The 21,365-nt window shown below is 68.4% G+C and carries 23 protein-coding genes; 8 read left to right on the top strand and 15 right to left on the bottom strand.

From position 1 onward, the window contains the following. Position 1 precedes the first annotated feature (1 nt). The 3 genes from ASC70_RS06325 to ASC70_RS06315 form a co-directional block, all read right to left on the bottom strand. Complete coding sequence (locus tag ASC70_RS06325; RefSeq protein ID WP_056047682.1) at positions 2-421, bottom strand: hypothetical protein; 420 nt, start codon at positions 419-421, stop codon at positions 2-4. Further along, positions 421-1,755 carry a flagellar protein export ATPase FliI gene (gene fliI / locus ASC70_RS06320; RefSeq protein ID WP_056047679.1) on the bottom strand — a complete coding sequence of 445 codons (1,335 nt, stop codon included), beginning with the start codon at positions 1,753-1,755 and terminating at the stop codon, positions 421-423. Before fliI ends, ASC70_RS06325 begins: the two co-directional genes overlap by 1 nt. Positions 1,756-1,896: 141 nt before the next feature. Next, positions 1,897-2,922 carry a dienelactone hydrolase gene (locus ASC70_RS06315; protein ID WP_056047676.1) on the bottom strand — a complete coding sequence of 342 codons (1,026 nt, stop codon included), beginning with the start codon at positions 2,920-2,922 and terminating at the stop codon, positions 1,897-1,899. Between the two features lie 153 nt (positions 2,923-3,075). Here ASC70_RS06315 and ASC70_RS06310 point away from each other — a divergent pair, with 153 nt between their 5' ends. From ASC70_RS06310 to ASC70_RS06295, 4 genes are all read left to right on the top strand, one after another. Beyond that, entirely contained in the window at positions 3,076-3,849 is a 774-nt protein-coding gene (locus ASC70_RS06310; protein ID WP_056047671.1) for a LytTR family DNA-binding domain-containing protein, read from the top strand. A 431-nt stretch (positions 3,850-4,280) separates the two neighbouring features. Continuing rightward, positions 4,281-4,976, top strand: coding sequence for a response regulator transcription factor CtrA (gene ctrA / locus ASC70_RS06305; RefSeq protein ID WP_047407858.1), 696 nt, complete (start codon positions 4,281-4,283; stop codon positions 4,974-4,976). Positions 4,977-5,234: 258 nt separating this feature from the next. Beyond that, positions 5,235-6,611, top strand: a complete 1,377-nt coding sequence (locus tag ASC70_RS06300; protein ID WP_056048478.1) for a peptidoglycan DD-metalloendopeptidase family protein — start codon at positions 5,235-5,237, stop codon at positions 6,609-6,611. A gap of 241 nt (positions 6,612-6,852) precedes the next feature. Then, the gene (locus tag ASC70_RS06295) at positions 6,853-7,809 is read left to right on the top strand and encodes a DMT family transporter (RefSeq protein ID WP_056047668.1); all 957 of its coding nucleotides are present in this window, start codon (positions 6,853-6,855) and stop codon (positions 7,807-7,809) included. Between the two features lie 107 nt (positions 7,810-7,916). Here the strand turns inward: ASC70_RS06295 and ASC70_RS06290 are convergent, their stop codons facing one another. The 5 genes from ASC70_RS06290 to ASC70_RS06270 all read right to left on the bottom strand — a co-directional run bounded on the left by ASC70_RS06290 (position 7,917) and on the right by ASC70_RS06270 (position 13,882). Then, on the bottom strand, positions 7,917-9,200 hold the full coding sequence (locus ASC70_RS06290) for a M20/M25/M40 family metallo-hydrolase (protein WP_056047665.1): 1,284 nt from the start codon (positions 9,198-9,200) through the stop codon (positions 7,917-7,919). A 139-nt stretch (positions 9,201-9,339) separates the two neighbouring features. Next, positions 9,340-11,397, bottom strand: coding sequence for a phosphocholine-specific phospholipase C (locus ASC70_RS06285; RefSeq protein ID WP_056047663.1), 2,058 nt, complete (start codon positions 11,395-11,397; stop codon positions 9,340-9,342). A gap of 193 nt (positions 11,398-11,590) precedes the next feature. Continuing rightward, complete coding sequence (locus ASC70_RS06280; RefSeq protein WP_056047658.1) at positions 11,591-12,694, bottom strand: Zn-dependent alcohol dehydrogenase; 1,104 nt, start codon at positions 12,692-12,694, stop codon at positions 11,591-11,593. A gap of 90 nt (positions 12,695-12,784) precedes the next feature. Continuing rightward, a complete protein-coding gene (locus ASC70_RS06275) occupies positions 12,785-13,294 on the bottom strand; it encodes a hypothetical protein (RefSeq protein ID WP_156396138.1) in 510 nt (169 codons plus the stop codon). A gap of 114 nt (positions 13,295-13,408) precedes the next feature. Further along, the gene (locus ASC70_RS06270) at positions 13,409-13,882 is read right to left on the bottom strand and encodes a chemotaxis protein CheW (RefSeq protein ID WP_056047653.1); all 474 of its coding nucleotides are present in this window, start codon (positions 13,880-13,882) and stop codon (positions 13,409-13,411) included. Between the two features lie 196 nt (positions 13,883-14,078). Here ASC70_RS06270 and ASC70_RS06265 point away from each other — a divergent pair, with 196 nt between their 5' ends. After that, positions 14,079-14,468 carry a hypothetical protein gene (locus ASC70_RS06265; protein WP_056047650.1) on the top strand — a complete coding sequence of 130 codons (390 nt, stop codon included), beginning with the start codon at positions 14,079-14,081 and terminating at the stop codon, positions 14,466-14,468. A gap of 247 nt (positions 14,469-14,715) precedes the next feature. Further along, complete coding sequence (locus tag ASC70_RS06260; RefSeq protein ID WP_056047647.1) at positions 14,716-14,943, top strand: hypothetical protein; 228 nt, start codon at positions 14,716-14,718, stop codon at positions 14,941-14,943. A gap of 177 nt (positions 14,944-15,120) precedes the next feature. Here ASC70_RS06260 and ASC70_RS06255 read toward each other — a convergent pair whose 3' ends face one another. The 4 genes from ASC70_RS06255 to ASC70_RS06240 form a co-directional block, all read right to left on the bottom strand. After that, the gene (locus ASC70_RS06255) at positions 15,121-15,426 is read right to left on the bottom strand and encodes a hypothetical protein (RefSeq protein ID WP_047407832.1); all 306 of its coding nucleotides are present in this window, start codon (positions 15,424-15,426) and stop codon (positions 15,121-15,123) included. Positions 15,427-15,626: 200 nt separating this feature from the next. Further along, a complete protein-coding gene (locus ASC70_RS06250; RefSeq protein ID WP_056048474.1) occupies positions 15,627-16,277 on the bottom strand; it encodes a polymer-forming cytoskeletal protein in 651 nt (216 codons plus the stop codon). A 130-nt stretch (positions 16,278-16,407) separates the two neighbouring features. Then, on the bottom strand, positions 16,408-16,653 hold the full coding sequence (locus tag ASC70_RS06245) for a DUF2188 domain-containing protein (protein ID WP_056047644.1): 246 nt from the start codon (positions 16,651-16,653) through the stop codon (positions 16,408-16,410). 107 nt (positions 16,654-16,760) lie between these two features. Then, positions 16,761-17,900, bottom strand: a complete 1,140-nt coding sequence (locus tag ASC70_RS06240) for a hypothetical protein (protein WP_056047641.1) — start codon at positions 17,898-17,900, stop codon at positions 16,761-16,763. 184 nt (positions 17,901-18,084) lie between these two features. Between ASC70_RS06240 and ASC70_RS24830 the strand changes: the two genes are divergently transcribed. Next, on the top strand, positions 18,085-18,231 hold the full coding sequence (locus tag ASC70_RS24830; protein ID WP_156396137.1) for a hypothetical protein: 147 nt from the start codon (positions 18,085-18,087) through the stop codon (positions 18,229-18,231). Positions 18,232-18,340: 109 nt separating this feature from the next. On the opposite strand, the gene cobS is transcribed toward ASC70_RS24830, so the two are convergent. After that, positions 18,341-19,351 (bottom strand): cobaltochelatase subunit CobS, encoded by a 1,011-nt coding sequence (gene cobS, locus ASC70_RS06235; protein WP_056047638.1) that lies wholly within the window; start codon positions 19,349-19,351, stop codon positions 18,341-18,343. A gap of 159 nt (positions 19,352-19,510) precedes the next feature. Beyond that, positions 19,511-19,918 (bottom strand): RcnB family protein, encoded by a 408-nt coding sequence (locus tag ASC70_RS06230; protein WP_056047634.1) that lies wholly within the window; start codon positions 19,916-19,918, stop codon positions 19,511-19,513. Between the two features lie 129 nt (positions 19,919-20,047). Here ASC70_RS06230 and ASC70_RS06225 point away from each other — a divergent pair, with 129 nt between their 5' ends. Further along, positions 20,048-20,770: a phosphatase PAP2 family protein gene (locus tag ASC70_RS06225; protein ID WP_056047630.1), complete on the top strand. Its 723-nt coding sequence runs from the start codon at positions 20,048-20,050 to the stop codon at positions 20,768-20,770. 13 nt (positions 20,771-20,783) lie between these two features. Here ASC70_RS06225 and ASC70_RS06220 read toward each other — a convergent pair whose 3' ends face one another. After that, a complete protein-coding gene (locus ASC70_RS06220) occupies positions 20,784-21,245 on the bottom strand; it encodes a hypothetical protein (RefSeq protein ID WP_056047627.1) in 462 nt (153 codons plus the stop codon). Positions 21,246-21,365 lie beyond the last annotated feature (120 nt).

Genomic DNA, 21,365 nt, shown 5'->3' with positions numbered 1-21,365 from the left:
ATCAGCGCCCGCCGGCGGCCATGCGGCGCAGGCCCAGCTCGTCGAGCTGAGCCGCCTCGTAGACGCCCAGCTTCTTGGCGGCCAGCACCTTGGCCTGCTCGGCGACGTGCTCGTACTTCTTGAGGTTCTCGAAGGCCTCGGAGAGGGCGTCGCGGGCCCCCGTTTCCTCGATCTGGCACTGCTCGACCTGCAGCAGCATGTCGGCCTTGCGGCGCTTATGGCCTTCACGATAGCCGATCATGTACCAGCCGGCGGCGGCGTCGTTCTCGGCGTTCTTGGCCTCGGCCTCGGCCTCGGCGTCCAGCATGGCGATGCGCAGTTCAGCCGCGACGCGGCGCTCGACGATCTCGGCGAGGCGTTTTTGCAGGGTCTCGACCTCGTGGGTCGAGATGCGGATCAGCGAGGCGGCCCATTTGGTCATTAGTACTCACTCGCCAGGATCTGCCCCAGGTAGCCGAAAGAGTCGTCCAGACTAGTTGCTTCTTCCTTATCCTGGCTGAGGAAAGCTTCGATTGCCGGATTTAGGCGGATGGCGCGGTCGACGACCTCGTCGGCTCCGGCGCGGTAAGCGCCGATCCGGATCAGTTCTTCCATGTTGGCGTAGGCGGCCATGACCTGGCGCGCGCCCTTGACGATCTCGCGCTCGTGCGGGTGCTGGCAGCCCGGCATGGTGCGGCTGATCGACTTCAGCACGTTGATGGCGGGGAAGCGGCCGCGCTCGGCGATGGCGCGTTCCATGACGATGTGGCCGTCCAGGATACCGCGCGTGGCGTCGGCGATCGGTTCGTTGTGGTCGTCGCCGTCGACGAGGACGGTGAACAGGGCGGTGATCGGCGCGGCCACGGTGCCGTCGGGGCGGATCGGCCCGGGACCGGCGCGCTCCAGCAGCTTGGGCAGTTCGGTGAAGACGGTCGGCGTGTAGCCCTTGGTGGTCGGCGGCTCGCCGGCGGCCAGGCCGATCTCGCGCTGGGCCATGGCGAAGCGGGTGACCGAGTCCATCAGGCACAGGACCTCCAGGTCCTGGTCGCGCATGTACTCGCTGATCGCCAGGGTCATGTAGGCGGCCTGGCGACGGGTCAGGGCCGGTTCGTCCGAGGTGGCGACCACGACGACGGCGCGGCGCAGGCCTTCCTCGCCCAGGGTCTCTTCCACGAATTCGCGGACCTCGCGGCCCCGCTCGCCGATCAGGCCGACGACGACGGCGTCGCAGGTGGCTTCCTTGGCCAGCATCGACAGTAGCACCGACTTGCCGACACCAGAGCCGGCGAAGATGCCCAGGCGCTGGCCGCGGCAGGTGGTGGTGAAGACGTTCATCGAGCGCACGCCCAGGTCCAGGCGCTCGCCCACCCGGCCGCGGGCGTGGGCCGGCGGCGGCGATGTCTTCAGCGGATAGGGGACCTCGCCCTGCGGCAGCGGGCCCAGGCCGTCGATCGGTTCGCCGAAGGCGTTGATGATCCGGCCGAGCCACGCCTTGGTCGGGCGGACGACCGCGCCTTCCGGCATGAAGCGGATCTCCGCGCCCGGGCCGACGCCCTCGACGGGGCCGAACGGCATCAGCAGGGCGCGGGTCTCGCGGAAGCCGACGACCTCGGCCGGCAGGGGCTTTTGGCCGGGGCGCTGGATCTCGACGCGAGCGCCGACCGACAGCCGGGTCAGGCCGCCGCGGACCTCGATCAGCAGGCCGTTCACGGCGGCCACGCGGCCGTAGATGGTCAGCGGATCGATACGTTCGACGGCGGCGATGAGGCTACGCAAGACGGCTCCTGGCCTGAACCTGTCCTTTGGACAGGTTCAGATTCTACTCTTTCGAGTGTGGCGGACGCCAAAACCGCGGACACTTTTGGCTGCCACACTCGCCTGCGCAGACTCCGCCATCGTGGTTAACCGGGTGTGAAGTCAGCCCTTCGGAAGCGCCTTCCCCGGTGCGACCAATTGGTCGGTGAAGAACCGGGTGACCTGGGTGTTGAAATCCTTGTGGAACGCCCGGCGATCGAAGCCCGCGGCGCTGGCGCAGAGGTATTGCAGATCGGCAGGCGGCGCGGTGTCGCAAGGGGTGAGGAAGTCGAAATGCCGCGCGCCCTGGACGACATGATAGTCGTGCGGTCGGCCCAGATGGCGGTGCACGAACTCGGCGTACTCGTCGCCGGGCAGGATCTCGTCGTCGTTGGCCTTCCACAGCTGGACCGGGACGGTGATCCCCTTCAGCCCGTCGGTCCCGAACGAAAAGCCCATGGCCGGCGCGGCCGAGACCACGGCCTTGATGCGCGGATCGTGGACCCACTTGGCGGTCAGGGCGTCGGCGGGCGGCGGGTTGCTGGCGGTCAGCTTGCAGTCGAAATTAGCCGGATGAGTCTTGCAGTGCTCGGGGACCTTGCGGATGTCCGGCTCGCCGCCGGCCGCGGCCAGCACGGTGAAGCCGCCCGACGAGAAGCCGAAGGCGCCGACCCGGCTGGCGTCCAGCTTCGCCTTCAGCGGCGAGGCGTCCAGCATCCAGCCGATCAGGGCCGACAGCGCGGCCGGGCGATCGGTCATGGCGGTGGCGCGGCTCTGGTCCTTGTAGTTGTCGCCGGGATGGGTGAGGGCGGCGACCACGAAGCCGGCCTCGGCCAGCGCCTGGGCGGTGTCGGCGTGGCCGCCGAAGAAGCCGCCATTGCCGTGCGACATGACGATCAGCGGCAGATGCTCACCGACGATCGGCGCGCCGGCGGCGACCGTATGGCCCCACGAGCCCAGAGCCATCGGCTTGGGCGCGGCGTCGGTCGGGTACCAGATCCCGACCTCGACCGGCGGCCCGTTCGGGCGGGGTTCCTGCAGCACCATGAAACCGGCGTTGGCGGCGTGGGCCCGCGAGGGAACAAGGGCGGGCGAGCCGAAGGCGGCGGCCGCCACGGCGGCGACGGAGAAGAAGGCGCGGAACGACATGGGTCCGGGGGTCCTGAACGGTGAACGATGTCCCCGCTGTGACGGCCCGGATGGCGGCTCGCCAGCGCTCCTGCGCGAATGGGCGAACGGGTTCGCGAGGCGGCGAACGGGTCGGACTGGCGACTCCGCGCAACGTCGCTCTATAGGAAGGGTATGACCGCCCACGCTTCCAACCCGCCGCTGCTGGGGACTGCCCGCGAATGGGCGGTCGACCTGACCGTGGGCGCCGGGATCGGGCTGCTGCTGGGGCTGATGGGGCCGTTCGGCAGCTTCTTCAACGACAACCCGCCGCTGCGGATCGCCTATTGGGTCGGCGGCATGATCAGCGGGTTTCTGCTGTTCGGCTGCCTGACGCGACTGGCCGCGGCGGGCGCGCGCCGGATCGGCGCGCCGGACTGGGCGACGGTCCCTCTCGTCATCCTGTTCGGAAGCGCGATACAGGCGCCGCCGCTACGCGCGATCGCCGTCGCCTTCTGGCCGCAGATCGCTCACGCCGTGTCGCCGCTGGCCTGGTATGGCCAGTGCGTCGCCACCGCCACCCCGATCGTCGTCATCTACTATTTCCTGCGTGTGCGGGTGCGCCCGCGAGGCGTCGCGCCGCTGGTTCCGGTCGACGCCCCGCCGGCCGTCGATCCCGGCGCCATCCTCTATCTGCGGATGGAGGACCACTATGTCCGGATCCGCACCGAGCACGGCTCACGCCTGGAGATGGGGCCCCTAGGCCGGGTCACGGCCGGGCTTACGGGCGTCGAGGGGTTGCAGACCCATCGCTCGTGGTGGGTGGCGCGGCGGGCGATCATTGGCGTCGAGCGCGACGGCCGGAACCTGCGCCTGCGGCTGATCGACGGCGAAACAGCCCCCGTCAGCCGCGCCTCCGTGGCCAAGCTTCGCGCCGCCGGCTGGCTGGCGGACGACAATATCGCCTGAGCGCCCTGCGACGGGGCGTCGCGGCCCCAGAATCCGCCGAAGGACGTCGGCGACGAGAGGCGTTTTCAAGCGCCGGCATGGCGTTCAAATTCTCGCGACAGAACGCCGCAATCTCGCCTCAGGAGCGAACGGCGGGCGACGGAGCCTTAACCGCGTAACGGCGTTCGGATCGTTGCAAGCGCACGGATTTTAGGGATTTGGCGACCCCTATTAGGGTCTTGGAAAGGAGCCCTGCGACGCCTGCGACCAATGTGTCCAAGGGGCCGCACGCCGCTTGCACCCGATTCGCAAATCAGATTAACCATTCGACCAACGGAAACATTCACCATTAACCAGTCTTAAATTAACTCTCGGGCACAGTGGCCGAAGGGTTTATCGGCGGACTTCCGCCTAAGACGTTCGAATACGCCAGATTTGGCGTGGAGGGGCTCATGCGCGTACTGTTGATCGAGGATGACAGCGCGACGGCGCAGACCATCGAACTGATGCTGAAGTCTGAAGGCTTCAACGTCTATACGACGGATCTGGGTGAGGAAGGTGTCGATCTGGGCAAGATCTACGATTACGATCTTATCCTGCTCGATCTCAATCTTCCGGACATGAGCGGCATCGATGTTCTGCGCACCCTGCGGGTCGCGAAGATCAACACGCCGATCATGATCCTGTCGGGCTCGTCGGAAATCGATACGAAGGTGAAGACCTTCTCGGGCGGCGCCGACGACTACATGACCAAGCCGTTCCACAAGGACGAGATGATCGCCCGCATCCACGCGGTGGTCCGTCGTTCGAAGGGTCACGCGCAATCGGTCATCAAGACCGGCGACATCATCGTGAACCTGGACGCCAAGACGGTGGAAGTGAACGGCAACCGCGTTCACCTGACCGGCAAGGAATACCAGATGCTGGAGCTGCTCTCCCTGCGTAAGGGCACGACCCTGACCAAGGAGATGTTCCTGAACCACCTGTACGGCGGCATGGACGAGCCCGAGCTGAAGATCATCGACGTCTTCATCTGCAAGCTGCGCAAGAAGCTGGCGGCCTCGGCCCACGGCAAGCACCACATCGAGACGGTCTGGGGCCGCGGCTACGTGCTGCGCGACCCGAACGAGCAGGTCAACGCGGCCTAATCGCTCCAAGTTCAGTAAGCGTAACAGTAAAGCGTACCCAGAAACGCCCACCCGCAAGGTGGGCGTTTTCTTATTTGGATCATATGGTTACGGTTCGGGTCTTAACCGACGTTAACCAAGCCGTGACAAATCGACCGAAGCGCCGAATAGTCCTTGCCGTCGGGAGCGCGGCTAAGCATGTTCCGGCCCGACGATTGCTGGGGGGCTTCCCAGCCGTGTCATTTTGACTTGCGCGGCATCGACACCGACGGGGGCACGATGCAGGAATTTGATCCGCGACGCAGCGCCACGCGCTGGGCGCCGAGGGTTTTCACCGCCGTGGCCGGCTTCGCCGCCTTGGGACTGGGCTGGAAGCTGACGGCTGACGACGTCAAGGCGCCGATCGAGAAAGCCGCCCTGGATCCCGCCGCCCTGGTCGCCCTGCAGCACGTCGCCTTCGCCAGCGCCGAGGCCCAGCCCGGCTTCGAGCGTCCCGAGAACGTCGCGGTCAAGGTTCGTCCGGGCGAGACCTTGCTGGGCGCCGTGCAGCGCGCCGGCGTCGCCCCCGAGGACGCCCAGCAGGTCGTCGCCACGCTTCAAGGCGCGATCGACACCGTCAACATCAAGGCCGGCATGGCCTTCGAGGCCGCGATCGCCCAGCGCCGCTCCCAGCGTGGCCCGGCCCGCCTGATCGGCCTGTCGATGCGCACCAGCCCGTCCTCGACCCTGACCGTCTCGCGCACCTTCGACGGCGCCATGCGCCTGCGCGAGCTGGAGGAGAAGGTCCGCGACGAGAAGAAGGTCGCCTGCGGCGAGATGAACGGCTCGTTCTACGAGAGCGTGGCCAGCGTCGGCGGCACCCCGGCCGTGATCAGCGAGGCGGCCAAGCTGTTCTCGCACAAGATCGACTTCTCGCGCGACATCCGCGAGGGCGACCGCTTCTGCCTGGTCTTCGACCGCAAGGTCACCGAGAGCGGCCGCACCATCGAGGCCGGCGACCTGGAATACGCGGAGGTGAAGGGCCAGAAGTTCTACGCCTTCGACCGCAAGGACAGCGACGGCAAGCCGCAGTTCTTCGACGAGCTGGGCAAGAACATCAAAGGCTTCCTGCTGCGCACCCCGGTGGACGGCGCGCGGATCACCTCGACCTTCGGCCAGCGCAAGCACCCGGTCCTGGGCTACACCCGCGCCCACAAGGGCGTCGACTTCGGGGCCGGCACCGGCACCCCGATCCTGGCGGCCGGCGACGGCGTCGTGCTGGAGGCCCGCCGCTGGTCGGGCTACGGCAACTGGCTGCGCATCCGCCATTCGGGGCAGTGGGACACCGGCTACGGCCACATCTCGCGCTACGCTCCGGGCATCCGTCCGGGCGTCCATGTGCGCCAGGGCCAGGTGGTCGCCTATGTCGGCTCCACCGGCCTGGCGACCGGCCCGCACCTGCACTACGAGGTCTGGCTGAACGGTCAGCGGGTCAATCCGATCGGCGCCAAGGTCCCGCAAGGCACCATCCTGGGCGGCTCGGAACTGGCCTCGTTCAAGTCGCAGAAGGCTCGCATCGACCGCATGCTGGCCGACGGCGGCGCGGCCGTCAGCGGCGACGACACCCCCAAGCTGGCCGCCGCCGACCTCGAGAAGGTCAAGAGCAGCCTGCGGTAGCTCGGTTTCCTTCTCCCCTTGCGGGAGAAGGTGGCCCGAAGGGCCGGATGAGGGGTCGATAGTCCTGTCGGCTTGGCGCCCTGCATCGACCGCCCTTCGCGGTGGTTTCGTTCTTCAACCCCTCACCCGACCCGCTTCGCGGGCCACCCTCTCCCGCAAGGGGAGAGGGACGAACGTTGAACGCGTGCGATCCTTGGCCTAGAAGCCTCCCCATTCGCCGTCCCGCCCTCGCGGGGCGGCGATGTCTTTTTTCGGGTTCGCCGTGACCAACAACCTCTACCAGGATCGTCGTTTCGTCGTCGGCATGGCGGTGCTGTGCTGCCTGCTGTGGGGCAGCGCGTTTCCGGCGGTGAAGGCCGGCTACGCCCTGCTGCACGTGGCCAAGTCCGACACCGCCGCCCAGATGCTGTTCGCCGGCTGGCGGTTCCTGGCGGCCGGCGTGATCCTGCTGGTCCTGGCCGTCTTGAACCGCAAGTCCATCGCCGTGCCGCGCGAGATGGTCGGCCGGGTGGTCGGCCTGGGCCTGTTCCAGACCGCCCTGCAATACGTGTTCTTCTATATCGGCCTGGCTCACGCCAGCGGCGTGAAGTCGTCGATCATGAACGCCACCGGCGCGTTCTTCGGCGTGATCCTGGCCCATTTCCTGTACCGCGACGACCGCCTGACCCCGCGCAAGGCGGCCGGTTGCCTGCTGGGTTTCGCGGGCGTGTTGGCGGTGAATCTGGGCGGCCCAAGGGGCGTTGGAGGATTGGACTTCGAGTTTAGCCTGCTGGGCGAAGGCTGCGTGGTCGCCGCCGCCTTCGTGCTGGCGGCCGGGTCGATCTGGGGCAAGGGCATCTCGGGCAAGATCGATCCCATGGTGATGACCGGCTGGCAGCTGGCGATCGGCGGGACGGCCCTGCTGGCCATCGGTGTGGTCGCGGGCGGCCATCTCTCCGGCTTCGACGCTCGCTCACTGGCCTTGCTGGCCTACATGGCCGGCCTGTCGGCGGCCGCCTTCGCCCTGTGGAGCCTGCTGATCAAGCACAATCCGGTCGGCATGCTGGCGGTGTTCAACTTCCTGATCCCGGTGTTCGGGGTGCTGCTGTCGGCGCTGTTCCTGCACGAGCCGGTGCTGGCCTGGAAGAACGCCGTGGCCTTGGCGCTGGTGTGCGCGGGGATCTGGCTGGTGACGCGGCGGGGGAGCGTCGCGACCTAGCTCCCCAAAAAACCGTGTCATCCCGGCCGAAGCGAAGCGTAGAGCCGGGACCGCGGCAGGCTCGGCGCTTCCGGCGGTCCCGGCTTGCGCCGGGATGACAGGGTTTGTTACTCCATCCCCGCCGCCGCCAGCAGCGCCGCCAGGCCGACCTGCATGCCCTTGACCGTCGGCGCCTTCTCGACGTCGATCCACTCATCCAGCGCGTGGGCGCGGCCGCCCTTGCCGCCGGCCCCGATGGTCACGGCGGGAATGCCCAGGCTCATCGGCACGTTGGAGTCGGTCGAGCTGTCCTCGTGCTCCGGCTTGAAACCGAGGGCCGAGATCGCCGCCGCCGTCAGCACCACGATGTCGGCCGTTTCGGGCGTGTTCCCGGCCGGCCGCTCGCCGATCACCTTGGCCTCGTAGGACACCTTGCCGTCCTGGATGGAGCGGGCGGCGTTCTCGCCCGCGACAGCCTTGTCCAGGATGCCGACCAGGGTCTGGTCCAGCTTGGCCAGCTCGGCCGCGCTTTCCGAGCGCATGTCGAATTCCATGAAAACGCTGTTGGGGATCGAATTGACCGAGGTGCCGCCGCCGGTGACACTGGCCGAATAGGTGGTCTTGGGCTGTTTCGGCGTCTGGACGGCGTAGAGGTCGGTCACCGCCTGGGCCATGGCCGCCATCGGATTGACGATGCCGAACGCGCCGTAGCTGTGGCCGCCCGGGCCCTTGAAGGTGACGCGATAGCGCTTGGAGCCGACGCCCTTGTCGACGATCCGCGACGGGTCCGAACCGTCCATCGAGAAGAAGGCGCTGATCCGGCCCTTGTACGGGCCCTTGTTGAACAGGAACCGCGCGCCGCGCAGGTCGCCCGGACCTTCCTCGCCGACATTGCCGACGAACAGGATGTCGGCCTTGGTCTTGATCCCGGCGGCGTCCAGCGCGCGGACATAGGCCAGCAGGGTGGCCAGCGAGCGGGTGTCGTCGCCGATCCCCGGGGCCATCAGCCGGGTCCCCTCGCGCTTGACCTTCACGTCGGTGCCTTCGGGAAAGACGGTGTCCAGGTGGGCGGCGATGACCACGAACGGGCCCTTGCCCTTCGTCGCCGTCCCGAGCCGCACGCCCATGACATTGCCCTCGGCGTCCATCTCGACATTCGACAAGCCGTGGGCCTTCAGCATCGCCAGATAGGCCTTGGCGCGCGCCTCTTCCTTGAACGGCGGGGCCGGGATCTCGGTCAGGGCGACGATGTCGGCGACCGTGCGGTCGTAGTCGGCGTCCAGCTTGGCGGCCGCGGCCTTGAAGGCGGGCGAGGCGACCAGCTTGGCGACGCCCTTGGCCGGATCCGGCGCGGCGTGCGCGGGCAGGGCGACCAGGGCGGCGGCCAGGGCGAGCAGGGAGAGGCGGAGCATGCGGCGAATCCTTGAGCGTCGCTCGCACCCTAAACTGTCATCCCGGGCGTAGCGAAGCGAAGACCCGGGACCGCCACAGGCTCAGCGCTTCCGGCGGTCCCGGCTCGGCGCGCTGCGCGCTTGGCCGGGATGACAGGTTTCAGAAGCTGAGCACCGCCGCCCCGCCCATCAGCGGATCGCTGATCGAGGCCTTGCCGGTCTCGATCCGGCCGGCGAAGCGGCGCAGCCATCCGGCCTCGCCGTTCAGCCGGACGGTCAGATCGTACCAACCCTGCGTCGTCGGGAAGGCGCGCGCCTGGGTATCGACACCGGCGAGGTCGACGCGCCAGGGGTCCTGGCCCTCGGCGTCGATGACCACGGTCCGCCGCTCGGGGCGGGTGTTGGTCACGGTCGCCAGCAGGCTCGCGCCCTCGGCGCGGACGGTGATCTCGACGCCCGTGTTCTCGCCGGCGAGCCGACGATGGAAGCCGTTCGGGCCCAGGACCCACAGATCATGCGCCCCCGCCGGCCAGGCGTCCTCCAGGCGCTTGCCCGGCCCGACGGTGTAGCGGCGCGGGACCGCGTCCAGCCGTAGCCGGTCGTAGACGTGCAGCACCGCCGCGGCCTTGCCGGCGTTCGAGAAGGTCAGGGTCATGGCCCCTTCCCGGATACGGCCGTCCACGGCCAGGCCATAGGGCAGGGCCCGCGACGGCCGCGTCCCCTTGGCCTGCTCCGGCGCGACGATCGCGTCCGGCGTCGGCGGCCTGGTGCGCCCGAGGGCATTGGCGCGCTTGGCCGGTTCGGCGGTCGGCGGCAGGGTCGGGAAGGGACGATCGTTCGGGGTCTTGAAGTCGAAGCACGAGGTCAGGTCGCCGCACACCGCCCGCCGCCAGGGCGAGATGTTCGGCTCCATCACGCCGAAGCGCGCCTCCAGGAAGCGGATCACCGAGGTATGGTCGAAGACCTGGCTGTCGACCCAGCCGCCGCGGCTCCAGGGCGAGATCACGTACAGCGGCACGCGCGGGCCCAGGCCGTAGGGCCGGCCCATCAGGTCGTCGCGCTCGGCCTTCCGCTCGGTCGGATTGCGCACCAGGTGGTGCTCGCCGGTCAGGTCGACGCTGGAGCCGCCCAACAGCTTGCCGGCCGCGTCGCGCGAAGGCGGGGCCGGCGGCGGGACGTGGTCATAGAAGCCGTCGTTCTCGTCGAACATCACCAGCAGCGCCGTCCGCGCCCAGACCTTGGGATCGGCGGTCAGGGCGTCGATCACCCGGGCGGTGTAGTCCGCGCCTTGGGCCGGGCTGGAGGGGATCGGGTGCTCGGAATCGCCGGCCGGGGAGACGATCCACGACACCTGCGGCAGGCGGCCGGCCAGCACGTCCTCGCGCAGCTTGTCCAGGTGCCAGGTCGAAAGCCCCAGCTGCTTGAGGCGCGGGTCCGAGCCTGGCAGGCCCTTGTGGCTGTCGCGGAAGCTCTTGAAGCCGGCCAGCGGGTTGTCGTCGAAGTTGTCGGCCATGTCCTGGTAGACGCGCCAGCTGACGCCCGCCTGCAGCAGCCGCTCGGGATAGGTGTTCCAGGTGTAGGACTCCGGGGCGCCGCCCTTTTCGGGCAGGTCGTCGTGCGAGTTCGAGATCGACGGGCCGCCGGCCTTGCCCAGCGGATCGTTGGTCCCGGTCCACAGGAACAGGCGGTTTGTGTTGGTGCCGGTCTGGGTCGAGCAGTGATAGGCGTCGCAGAGGGTGAAGGCGTCGGCCAGGGCGAACTGGAACGGGATGTCGGCGCGCTGATAGTAGCCCATCGACCACGGCCGCTTGGCCTCGGGCCAGCGGTCCATGCGACCCTGGTCCCAGGCGTCCTGGGCGTCGGTCCAGTTGTGCGGCGTGCCCTCGACCCGCATGTGGGCGAAGGTTCGGGCGCTATCCAGGGCGAACGGCGCCAGCAGCCTGTCCTTGTGGGCCTGGACGAACACCGAGGCGTCCTTGCGGCCCGGAGCGTCACGCACCGGGATCGGGAAGCGGTCGCCAAACCCCCGCACGCCGTTCAGCGTCCCGAAATAATGGTCGAAGCTGCGGTTCTCCTGCATCAGGATCACCACGTGCTCGACATCGTTCAGCGTGCCGGTGCGGACGTCGGCGTCGATCGCGGCGGCGCGGGCCAGGGCGGGCGGCAGGGCCAGGGCGCCGATGGCGGCGAGCAGGCTGCGACGGTCGAGCTGAGGCATGGGGAACTCCGGTAAGCTGGGCCGGAGGTAGCATGGGGTGTTTGGCGGGCGTGTGACACTCCCAAACGGCCCACCATCATCCGTGTCATCCCGGCCGCAGCGAAGCGGAGAGCCGGGACCGCCACAAACTCAGCGCTTCCGGCGGTCCCGGCTCGGCGCGCTGCGCGCTTGGCCGGGATGACAGTTTCTACGGTCAATCAAACACGATCACCGACCGCGCCAGTTCCCCGCGCTTGAGCTCGTCGAACGCGGAGTTCACGTCCTCCAGCTTGATCCGGCGCGAGATCAGCGCGTCCAGGTTCAGCCTGCCCGACATGTAGAAGTCCACCAGGCGCGGCATGTCGACCGGGAAGCGGTTGGAGCCCATGAAGCTGCCCTGGATCTTCTTCTCGCCCAGGAAGTCGGGGCCGTGCAGCTCGATCTTGGTGCCGACCGGGATCATGCCGATGATGTTGGCCGTGCCGCCCCGGCGCAGCATGCGGAACGACTGCTCGGCGGTGATCTTCAGGCCGATGGCCTCGAAGCTGTGATGGACGCCGCCGCCGGTCATCTCCTGGACCATCTTGACCACGTCGTCGCCGGCCGCGACGGCGTCGATCACGTCGGTGGCTCCGAACTGCTTGGCCAGCTCCAGCTTGGCGGGGACGCGGTCGATGGCGATGATCCGCCCCGCGCCGGCGATCGCCGCGCCGTTGATGGTGGCCAGGCCCACGCCGCCGCAGCCGATCACCGCCACGGTCTCGCCCGGCTGGACCTTGGAGGTGTGGATCACCGCCCCGACGCCGGTCATCACCGAGCAGCCGATCAGCGCGGCGCGGTCGAACGGCATGTCCTTGCGCACCGCCACGCAGGCGTGCTCGTGCACCAGCATCATCTCAGCGAACGACGACAGGTTCAGGAACTGGGCCATCGGGCCGTGCTGTCCCGCGAGATCCTCCTTGAACAGGCGCGGCTCGGCGCCCTTGGGCCGTTTGGTCTCGGGCGAGATGCACAGGCTCATGTGGCCGGTCAGGCAGACCTCGCAGTGGCCGCAATAGGCCGACAGGCAGGTGATGACGTGGTCGCCGACCTTGACGGTGCGGACCTCGTCGCCGACCGCCTCGACGATCCCGGCGCTCTCGTGGCCCAGCACGGCGGGCATGGGGTGGGGGTAGGAGCCCTCGATGAAGTGCAGGTCCGAATGGCAGACGCCGGCGGCCTTGGTGCGGATCAGCACCTCGCGCGGGCCCGGCTTGCCGATGGCCACGGTCTCGATCTCGAGGGGTTTGCCCACCTCGCGCAGAACGGCGGCCTTCATGCGTCTCTCCCGTCGGTTTGACGGGAGACTAGCGTCCCGGTCGGGGCGAGCGGAAGGGGTTATTCGAACAAATGTTTGCCGCTGCCGCGGTCAGCCCTCGCGCAGCTCCAGCGCGGCACAGGGCCGCTGCTGGCGCTCGACGCGGATCAGGTCCAGCACGCTGATCAGCTGCTTGGATCGCCAAGTGCTGATCAGATAGCCCAAGGGGGCCAGGGTTATGGTGAGGGCTAGCCAGATCGTGGCGGCCTGGTGCGCTTTCACGAAGCTCAGCAGGCTGTCGCCGCTGAGCTCGGCCACCAGGGCCAGGAGCGACAGCGGAGCGGTCAGATAGATCAGGATGACGACGCGCAGCAACTGGTCCTGTCGGCGGCCGTTCAGGGCCGCCAGCGCCGTCAGCCCATCGAACAGCTCGTCCGCGGCGCTGTCCAGCAGCGCGAAGGCTTTCAAGGTCGAGGGGTTGCGCCGCAGGCCGCTGACGAAGTCCACGCCCAGATAGCCCCAGGCGCCGGGCGTCACGAAACTGTCGGGCAGCAGGGACCAGGTGGGAAACAGGCGATGCAGCGACCGCCACAGTCGCCACAGTTCCGCGGGCTCGCTCACCTCGCGCTCAATCGCCAAGTCCTTCATACGCACCCCAACCCCATCACGCCCAAGAGCGGCACAATGTTCGACGCGACGGGAGGTGGCAAGCCGAGGGCGGCTCGCGTGGAGGGGTTAGGCCGCGATCGCCTGCGGGCGTTCCGGCAGGATGCGGCTGACGGCCAGCAGAACGGTCATCGAGCCTTCGCCGGCGGTGATCACGGCCGAGACCAGCGGCGAGTCCTCGCCGTCGCCCAGGGCCGGGGGCGGGTTGATCTGCTCGGCCTCTACGGTGAAGCTGTCGCAGACGGCGTCGACCAGCAGGCCGGCGACGTCGGTCTGGTTCTCGACCACGATGATCACCTGGCGCGGGCCGTCCTCGGCCGCGCCCTTGCCCAGGCGCCACGACAGGTCGATGACCGGCATGACCTGGCCGCGCAGGTTGATGACGCCACGCACATAGGGCGGCGCGTCGGGCAGCGGGGTCGGCGGGGTGACGCCGCGAATCTCGCGGACGGCGCTGACGGGAACGCAATAGGTCTGGGCGCCGACCTCGAACGACAGGACCTGAAGGGCCTGGCCTTGGGCGTACGACACGGGGTTGGTCATGGCGATCTCCGTGAGCGCGAAGGTCCTTGAAGACCCTCGTTCCCGGTCACCTTCGCGCGAAAAGGTGAACAAACCGGTTCCGCGGCTCGTTGAATGATCCGTTCAGGCGCCGTTCAGGCGCGCGGTCCGATCGTTCTCCGTGACGCTTGAGACGACGCGCGACGCGCCGGGAAGCGAAAGACCCAAGGAGGCTGTCATGGCCAGTAAGTTCATCACCACGGTCGGCCGGGTCGCCGCCGGCGCCGCCGCCCTGTCGATGGTCGCCGCGGCGACCACGGCCTCGGCCGACTCGTACCGCTATCGCCACCACCACAGCGGCCGGGGCGGCGACGTCGCCACCGCGGCCATCGCCGCCGGCATCGTCGGCCTGGCGGTCGGCGCGGCGATCTCGGACAACGACCATCGCGACCGCCGCTACTATGACCGTGGCTATTCCGACCGCCGCTACTACGCCCCGCCGCCGCCGCGCTACGGTTATGGCTACGGCTACGGTCCGCGCCCGTACTATGGCGACCGCGAGTGCTGGACGACCCGCGAGTACGACCGTTGGAACGGCTCGTACTACGAACGGACCGTCTGCCGCTAAATCTCCAGAGATTGGGTCGCCGTTGTGAGCCGGCGACCCGATACGTCGAATGCCCCTTCGGCGCCGGCCCTGAGGTCCTTGGATCTCAGGGCCAATTTCTACGAAGAGTCAGCTCCGAGGTCGTCCCTGACCTCGGAGCTGATTTCGTTTTACGGCGCGCTCAGGATCGCCCCGAAACGAGGACTCGACTCTCTTGCGGATCTGGAACAAAAAAGGAACATTACTGCGAACCGCAGGAGGATCCGCCATGTCGCCAGCCGCTCAGCCCGCCGCTTTCCGGAGCCCGTTCGGCCCGGGCCTGCGCCTGACCGACGACCGGCTGGACATCGCCGAGGCGGTGCTGGCGGGCGCTTGGCGCACCTTGCGCGCGGCGGGGTTCGGCGAGGCCGAGGTGCAGGCGCTGTTCGACCAGATCGCCGACCGCCCCGAGGACCTGGCGCGTCGCCTGCGCAAGATGGCCAACGCCGCCGCTTAGAGGGAGGGGCGGCCGGTCGCCGCCCGAGAAATCAAAGCTCTAAATCCGTGTCATCCCGGAAGCCTCGCATAGGCTGTCCGGGACCCAAGGACCGGCGCACTGCGGTGGACCCTGGGTCCCGGCTCTCAGCCCGCGAGCGGGCTCCGGCCGGGATGACGATGGAAAGGGTACCGGCGTCTAGTGCAGCCGTTCCAGCAGGGCGCGCAGGATGTCGGCGCGCTGGGCCGTGTCGACCGCGATGCGGCTGGCCAGTTCGCGGATGCCGGCTGGATACGCGTCGCCGCCGTCGGCCACCGACCTGGCCTGGTCGGCCAGACGGCGAAGGTCGCGGTCCAGGCGCTCGACCTCCTCGCGGGCCAGCAGGCGAGCTTCGTCCTGCAGGCGCTTCACGCGTTCGGCGGTGGTCTCGGGACCGCGCCCGAGGTCATAGACTTCCGCTACGCCCGAGACGGGCGGCACGATATGCAACGGCTTGCCGGCCATGGATTTGGGCTCCTTGATCCGGGTCGGTTCTCGCCAACCCACACCATAACAAAGCCCGGCTCAGCGCCGACGTTCCGTCGTTTTTCCCGAAAGCGGGACCGCGTGGCCGCCGCGCCACAGAAGGGCGTGAAGGCCGAAGGCGGATGCCGATTTTGGCGGCTGGCGCGCCGGCGCGGCGCCCGAAAAACCGCCAGTCGTCGTTAGTGCGAAACGTGGCTGTAGGGCGTCTGCGAAGCCGAGGGCGGGTTGGCGGGCGCGGCCTGCGGCGGCCGCGGCGCCTGGGTCTGCGGGTAAGCTTGTTGATGCGCTTGGGGGTGAGCCTGAGTCTGAACGGGCTGCGGCTGCGGCTGCGGCTGCGGTTGGGCTTGAGCCTGCGGGAACGGCTGCGCCGGGGCTGGCTGCGGCTGAGCCGGGGCGGGACGGCGGAACTTCATGCTGCGGCCCTGGAACTCGGCGCCCGTTTCCATGGCCAGCTGCTCATGGGTGATGTCGCCGTCGACGCGGGCGGTGCTGTAGAGCCGCACGCTCTGGGCGGTGACCGCGCCGATGACCAGGCCGTGGATCTCCGTCGCCTGCGAAACCACCGAGCCCTCGATGCGCGCATTGGGGCCGACGATCAGCTTGCCCACCTTCACGTCGCCCAGCACCACGCAGTCCAGATGCACCTCGACGTCACCGACGACGTCGCCGCGGATGGTCAGGCCTTGGCCGAACATCGAGGCCGGCTTCGGACGCGCCGGCGGCGGGCCAGGCTGCTGAAACGGCTGCTGAACGGGCGGCGCGGCGGCGCGCGGCTGTTCCAGCGGAGTCAGGGCCACCGGCGCGGGAACTTCTTTCTTCTTCACGAACATGGCGGCGACCTGTTTCAAAATGGGCTTCAGAACGCTCATTGCAGCAAGATCGAGGCCGATTTCGGAACGCGATTCTTTTGGCTGGCGCGCGACGGCCGCCGAAACCGGCGGCCACCTTCGGCTGTCGCGCTTATTCACTGTCCTGGACGTGGGTCTTCGGCCGATCGTCGCCCGAGCTGACCTCCTGATGCCAGACGGCCTGCTTGTCCTCGTAGGTGATGCCTTCGGTCTCGCCGGGCTGTTCCTGCTCGCCGGCCGCGCGCTTGGCGGCCTTCAACGCCGCCTCATGGCTCGGGAAGGTCTCGGAGAACGTGTCGCCCACCTTGTAGGCCCAGCCGCCGTCGTGCTCGACGATGGAGTAGGTGATGTCGGTCATGGGGGTCTCCGCTTGGGGCGAGGATGGGCGAGGATCGAACAGAGGACGGGGATCGAACGGGCCGTCAGCTAAGCCGGTTCCGATGACGGCGTCTTGTCGAAAGCGGCCTAGAGATAGGCGGTGGGACTAAAATGCGTGTCCAGCGCCTGCCCGCCGCGCTTCAGCTTCAGCGCCACCGTTCCCCCCGGGCCGACGTTCAGCAGGCCCAGCGCCTCGCGGATGGTGGAGACGCCGGAGATCACGTCGCCCGCCTTGACGCCGGCCTTGGCCGCCGGGCTGCCCACCCCGACTTCGGCGATGCTGACCACGCCCCGCGCCTCGTCCACCCACAGGCCCGTGCCGTTGTAGGTGGTCGGGGTGGGCGAAAGGCCGTTGCGCGCGACCCACAGGCCCTCGGTCGCGGGCTCGACCGACAGGTTCAGGGTGCGGATCACCGGCAGGCCCAGCACCGACTCGTCGAGCTTGCTCCAGGGACCGCGAACGACGATCAGGGGGTTTTCGTAGACCGCCGGGCCGATCTTCAGCGTCGGCGCGCGCACGATCCGCGAAATGCCCAGGTTAAGCTCGCCCAAGGCCCTCTGACGGATGGGTGAATAGGGCGTGGTGTCGCTCCAAAGCCCCAGCTTGCGGGCGTCCTGGTAGTTGAGGTTCAGGAGCCAGGGCATGCCCGTGTCCCAGGCCGGGCGCATGGTGACGCCGCCCAGGTCGATCTCCGCCTCGATTCGTTGAGAGCCCGCCACCGCCCCGGCGGCCCGCAACTTCGACTTCAGCCGGGTATAGGCCGAGCGGTCGATGCCGCCGCCGGGATAGAGCCGCCACTCCTGGCGCTCGAAATCGAGTTCGCTGTCGACGGCGGTGACCATGCCGGCGGCCAGCAGGCCGTCGCCGCCCAGGCCCACGTCCTCGAGGCCGAACATCGCCACGCCGGCCTGCCGAACCTGACCGCCCAGCACCAGGTCGTCGACGGCGTAGAGCGGGAATTTTCTGTTGTTGAGACTGACGTCGCGCAGCTTGCGCAGGCCCAGCGACTGGGCGATCGACGCCTTGACCCCGCTGACGATGGCGCCGGTGTCGAGCACCATGGCGTAGGGGCCCCGGCCGTTCAGCATCGCGTCGATCACCACGCGATTGTCGGTCAGCTTGATCGCCGCCACGACCGGCGCGCCGGCCGCCCGCGCGGCGTTGGGCAGGGCCTGGGCCAGCGGCAGGGCCAGGGACGACAGCACGAGGCCGCGACGAGTCAGCATGGACGAACGCTCCGGGAACTTTGACGGAGCAATACGACCTTAGGGTGAGCCTGGCGTCAACCTGGCTCGCGCTGACGGATGGGAGGTCGAACCGCGTCCGCTGCGGCATATTCGCCGCCGCCTTGTCGGTGATCGAGGTTAGACCACACACTCCAAGTCCGTGCAGGTGCTCAGAGTTAAGCGCATGGCCAAGGCCGCCTCTTCCTCGACCTTCGAAACCCGCTGGTGGCAGCGCGACCCGCTCACGGCCGTCTTCATCGGCTGGGCCGTGATCATCGCGGGCGCCGCGGCGGGCTTCGGGCTGGTCCAGTTCGCGTTGCGGACCCTTTAGAGCGCGTTGGGCGAAAGTGTGAGCGGTTTCGCCCGCCACACGCGCTCCAAACTTTTGAATCTAGAGCCTGTTTATCGAGTTCAGATGATCCATCTGAACTCGACAGGCTCTAGGCCACCTTCACCCGGGCCGCGCTCTCCGGCAGGTCCGTGCCGAACGCGCGCTGGAAGAACTCGGCCACCGTGGGGCGCTCGAGCTCGTCGCACTTGTTCAGGAAGGTCAGGCGGAAGGCCAGGGCGATGTCGTGGTCGAAGATCTCGGCGTTCTGGGCCCAGGTGATCACGGTCCGCGGGCTCATGACGGTCGAGATGTCGCCGTTCATGAAGGCGTTGCGGGTCATGTCGGCGACGCGGACCATGGCGGCCAGGGTGCGCTTGCCCTCGGCCGTGTCGTACGACGGGTTCTTGGCCAGCACGATGGCGGCTTCGACGTCGTGTTCCAGATAGTTCAGCGTCGTGACGATCGACCAGCGGTCCATCTGGCCTTGGTTGATCTGCTGGGTGCCGTGATAGAGGCCGGTGGTGTCGCCCAGACCGATGGTGTTGGTGGTCGAAAACAGCCGGAAATACGGATTGGCGCGGATGACGCGGTTCTGGTCCAGCAGGGTCAGCTTGCCGCCGGCCTCCAGCACGCGCTGGATCACGAACATCACGTCGGGACGGCCGGCGTCGTATTCGTCGAAGACCAGGGCGACGGGGCGCTGCAGCGTCCAGGGCAGGATGCCTTCGCGGAATTCGGTGACCTGCTTGCCGTCCTTCAGGACGATGGCGTCCTTGCCCACGAGGTCGATGCGCGAGACGTGGCTGTCCAGGTTCACCCGGACCAGCGGCCAGTTCAGGCGCGCGGCGATCTGCTCGATGTGGGTCGACTTGCCGGTGCCGTGATAGCCCTGGACCATCACCCGACGGTCGTGGGCGAAGCCGGCGCAGATCGCCTTGGTGGTCTGCGGGTCGAACTTGTAGGCAAGGTCGATCTCGGGGACGTGGCTGTCGCGATGGCTGAAGGCCGGAACCTTCATGTCGCTGTCGACGCCGAACGCGTCGCGGAGCGTCACCCACTTGTCGGGGACCAGGGTGATCAGCGGATCTTTGGCGGAGCTGTTTTCGGCGAACTCGGGCATGTCCCCCGATTAGCCCCTTGGGCCTGCCCGTTTCAAATGGAAATCCATTTGAAGCGGATAAGCAGGCTCAATTTATCGGAAACGAGCGCGACAGGTCGCGCTCTCCTAGGGGTAGGGAAGAGGGCGCCGCGATGCGACGCCCTCTCCGGGCCTACTTTTTTAGTGGTTGGCGATGATCACCGAGGCGATCAGGCCCGTGGCGACCGCGGCCAGCACGTATTGGTCGTTCACGTGGTGCCAGCGATAGCCGCGCGGCGGGGCGCGCAGGCCGTAGCGGCGGTAGTCGCTGACATAGTAGCCGTTGCCGCGATAGCGGGCGTCGAGGCGTTGGCCCCGGGCCCAGCGGCGGTACTCACGACGGTCTTCGCGCGCCTCGCGGCGGTCGTCACGCGCGTCGCGGCGATCTTCGCGGCGGGCCTGGTCGTGGCGGCCCTGGTCATAGGCGCGGTCGCGGCTGTCGTAGCGGCCATTGTTGTTGTGGTCGCGGCGATAGTCCTGGGCCGAGGCGGCGCTGGCGGCGCCGCTGAGCATCAGCACGGCGAGCGAAGCGGTCAGAAAGCGTTTCATGTGGGTCTCCTTTGACTAGAGTGCGACCCTAGCGGGGTCGACATGGTCGGGACCTGAACGGGCCTGTTCGGCTTAAGTTCATGTTTCAAAAGAGAAATGTTGTTGCGAAGTGTTTGATCGCAAGGAGCTATGCCTTTGATCCGGATCGGCTTTCGAGGCCTTTTAACCGCCGCGCGGCGTGAGCTGGGGGCGACCTGCGCCCTGCTGATCGTCGCCCTGGGCGGGCTCGGCTTTCTGTCGATCGCCGACGAAGTGGCCGAGGGCGAGACGCGGGCGCTGGACCTGGCGGTGCTGCGGGCCTTGCGCGTCGACGGCCTGCCACACCAACTGGTCGGGCCCAAATGGCTGCACATCGCCGCGACCGACGTGACGGCCTTGGGCTCGGTGGCGGTGCTGTCCCTGCTGATCCTGCTGGCCTTCGCCCTGCTGGTGTCCCTGCGTCGCTGGGCCGAGGGGCTGCTGCTGATCGCCGGGGCGGGCGGCGGCCTCCTGATCAGCCAGGTCCTGAAGCGGGTCTTCGAGCGCCAGCGGCCGGAGCTGGCCTATCGGGCGGTCGAGGCGGTCAACGCCAGCTTCCCGTCGGGCCACGCCATGATGTCGGCCGTGGTGTTCCTGACCCTGGGCGTGCTGGCCGCGCGCTTTTCCGACCGGCGGCGGGTCAAGGTGCTGGCGGTGGGCGCGGCGGTGCTGGTCAGCCTGCTGGTCGGCGCCAGCCGGGTCTATCTGGGCGTCCACTGGGCCAGCGACGTGCTGGCCGGTTGGTGCGTCGGCGCGGCCTGGGCCATGGCCTGCTGGCTGACGGCCTTCTTCGTGCAGCGGCGGTTCAGGCCGTCTTCGGCCCCATCGGTCTAAGTTTGGGGGCGGCCTAGGCCTTGGACGCCTTAGGCTTGGGCCGCCACCTGAGCTCCAGCGTCGTCCACACCGCGCCGGCGAAGTCGACCAGGCCCACGGCCAGCCAGGCCTTGGGCAGCCAGTCCAGCAGCACGAAGGCTCCGAGCACGACCAGCGAGAACACCCGCAGCACCACCGAGGCCCGCATGTAGGTGCGCTGACCGGTCCAGCCGGCGACGTGGTAGCCCATGGCGTAGGCCAGCAAGACGAGGCCCGCGAACCGCACCCACGGCAGGGCGGCGGCCTCGACGGGCGAGTCCAGCAGGCGCAGCACCGGGCGCGGGGCGACGGCCAGGGCCAGGCCCGCCGTCGAGATCAGTCCGCCCCAGAACCAGATGCTCCACGGCTTGCCGAACGGGACCGGCGTCACCGGCGTCGGCGGGTCGACCGGCGCGCGCCACTCTGGATCGCGCGAAGCCGAATGGCTGTCGGTCATCAGAAATCGTCCCTCACCTCGCGGCCGCGGGAGGATGGACCGCGTTGGCGCGGCTCGGCAAGAGGCGGCGCTTGACGCTTCGGGCGCGGAGGACAATCCTGACGCGTGGATCGCGATTGA

The organism is Caulobacter sp. Root343 (assembly GCF_001425745.1).
Lineage (GTDB): Bacteria > Pseudomonadota > Alphaproteobacteria > Caulobacterales > Caulobacteraceae > Caulobacter.
This window is presented reverse-complemented; position numbering and strand designations above follow the sequence as displayed.

Excerpts from the sequence above, each read along its gene's own strand:
- ASC70_RS06325 (WP_056047682.1), bottom strand. The coding sequence starts at position 421 with ATGACCAAATGGGCCGCCTCGCTGATCCGCATCTCGACCCACGAGGTC.
- ASC70_RS06315 (WP_056047676.1), bottom strand. The coding sequence starts at position 2,922 with ATGTCGTTCCGCGCCTTCTTCTCCGTCGCCGCCGTGGCGGCCGCCGCC.
- ASC70_RS06310 (WP_056047671.1), top strand. The coding sequence starts at position 3,076 with ATGACCGCCCACGCTTCCAACCCGCCGCTGCTGGGGACTGCCCGCGAA.
- ctrA (WP_047407858.1), top strand. The coding sequence starts at position 4,281 with ATGCGCGTACTGTTGATCGAGGATGACAGCGCGACGGCGCAGACCATC.
- ASC70_RS06300 (WP_056048478.1), top strand. The coding sequence starts at position 5,235 with ATGCAGGAATTTGATCCGCGACGCAGCGCCACGCGCTGGGCGCCGAGG.
- ASC70_RS06295 (WP_056047668.1), top strand. The coding sequence starts at position 6,853 with ATGTCTTTTTTCGGGTTCGCCGTGACCAACAACCTCTACCAGGATCGT.
- ASC70_RS06290 (WP_056047665.1), bottom strand. The coding sequence starts at position 9,200 with ATGCTCCGCCTCTCCCTGCTCGCCCTGGCCGCCGCCCTGGTCGCCCTG.
- ASC70_RS06285 (WP_056047663.1), bottom strand. The coding sequence starts at position 11,397 with ATGCCTCAGCTCGACCGTCGCAGCCTGCTCGCCGCCATCGGCGCCCTG.
- ASC70_RS06280 (WP_056047658.1), bottom strand. The coding sequence starts at position 12,694 with ATGAAGGCCGCCGTTCTGCGCGAGGTGGGCAAACCCCTCGAGATCGAG.
- ASC70_RS06270 (WP_056047653.1), bottom strand. The coding sequence starts at position 13,882 with ATGACCAACCCCGTGTCGTACGCCCAAGGCCAGGCCCTTCAGGTCCTG.
- ASC70_RS06265 (WP_056047650.1), top strand. The coding sequence starts at position 14,079 with ATGGCCAGTAAGTTCATCACCACGGTCGGCCGGGTCGCCGCCGGCGCC.
- ASC70_RS06260 (WP_056047647.1), top strand. The coding sequence starts at position 14,716 with ATGTCGCCAGCCGCTCAGCCCGCCGCTTTCCGGAGCCCGTTCGGCCCG.
- ASC70_RS06255 (WP_047407832.1), bottom strand. The coding sequence starts at position 15,426 with ATGGCCGGCAAGCCGTTGCATATCGTGCCGCCCGTCTCGGGCGTAGCG.
- ASC70_RS06250 (WP_056048474.1), bottom strand. The coding sequence starts at position 16,277 with ATGTTCGTGAAGAAGAAAGAAGTTCCCGCGCCGGTGGCCCTGACTCCG.
- ASC70_RS06245 (WP_056047644.1), bottom strand. The coding sequence starts at position 16,653 with ATGACCGACATCACCTACTCCATCGTCGAGCACGACGGCGGCTGGGCC.
- ASC70_RS06240 (WP_056047641.1), bottom strand. The coding sequence starts at position 17,900 with ATGCTGACTCGTCGCGGCCTCGTGCTGTCGTCCCTGGCCCTGCCGCTG.
- ASC70_RS24830 (WP_156396137.1), top strand. The coding sequence starts at position 18,085 with ATGGCCAAGGCCGCCTCTTCCTCGACCTTCGAAACCCGCTGGTGGCAG.
- cobS (WP_056047638.1), bottom strand. The coding sequence starts at position 19,351 with ATGCCCGAGTTCGCCGAAAACAGCTCCGCCAAAGATCCGCTGATCACC.
- ASC70_RS06230 (WP_056047634.1), bottom strand. The coding sequence starts at position 19,918 with ATGAAACGCTTTCTGACCGCTTCGCTCGCCGTGCTGATGCTCAGCGGC.
- ASC70_RS06225 (WP_056047630.1), top strand. The coding sequence starts at position 20,048 with ATGCCTTTGATCCGGATCGGCTTTCGAGGCCTTTTAACCGCCGCGCGG.
- ASC70_RS06220 (WP_056047627.1), bottom strand. The coding sequence starts at position 21,245 with ATGACCGACAGCCATTCGGCTTCGCGCGATCCAGAGTGGCGCGCGCCG.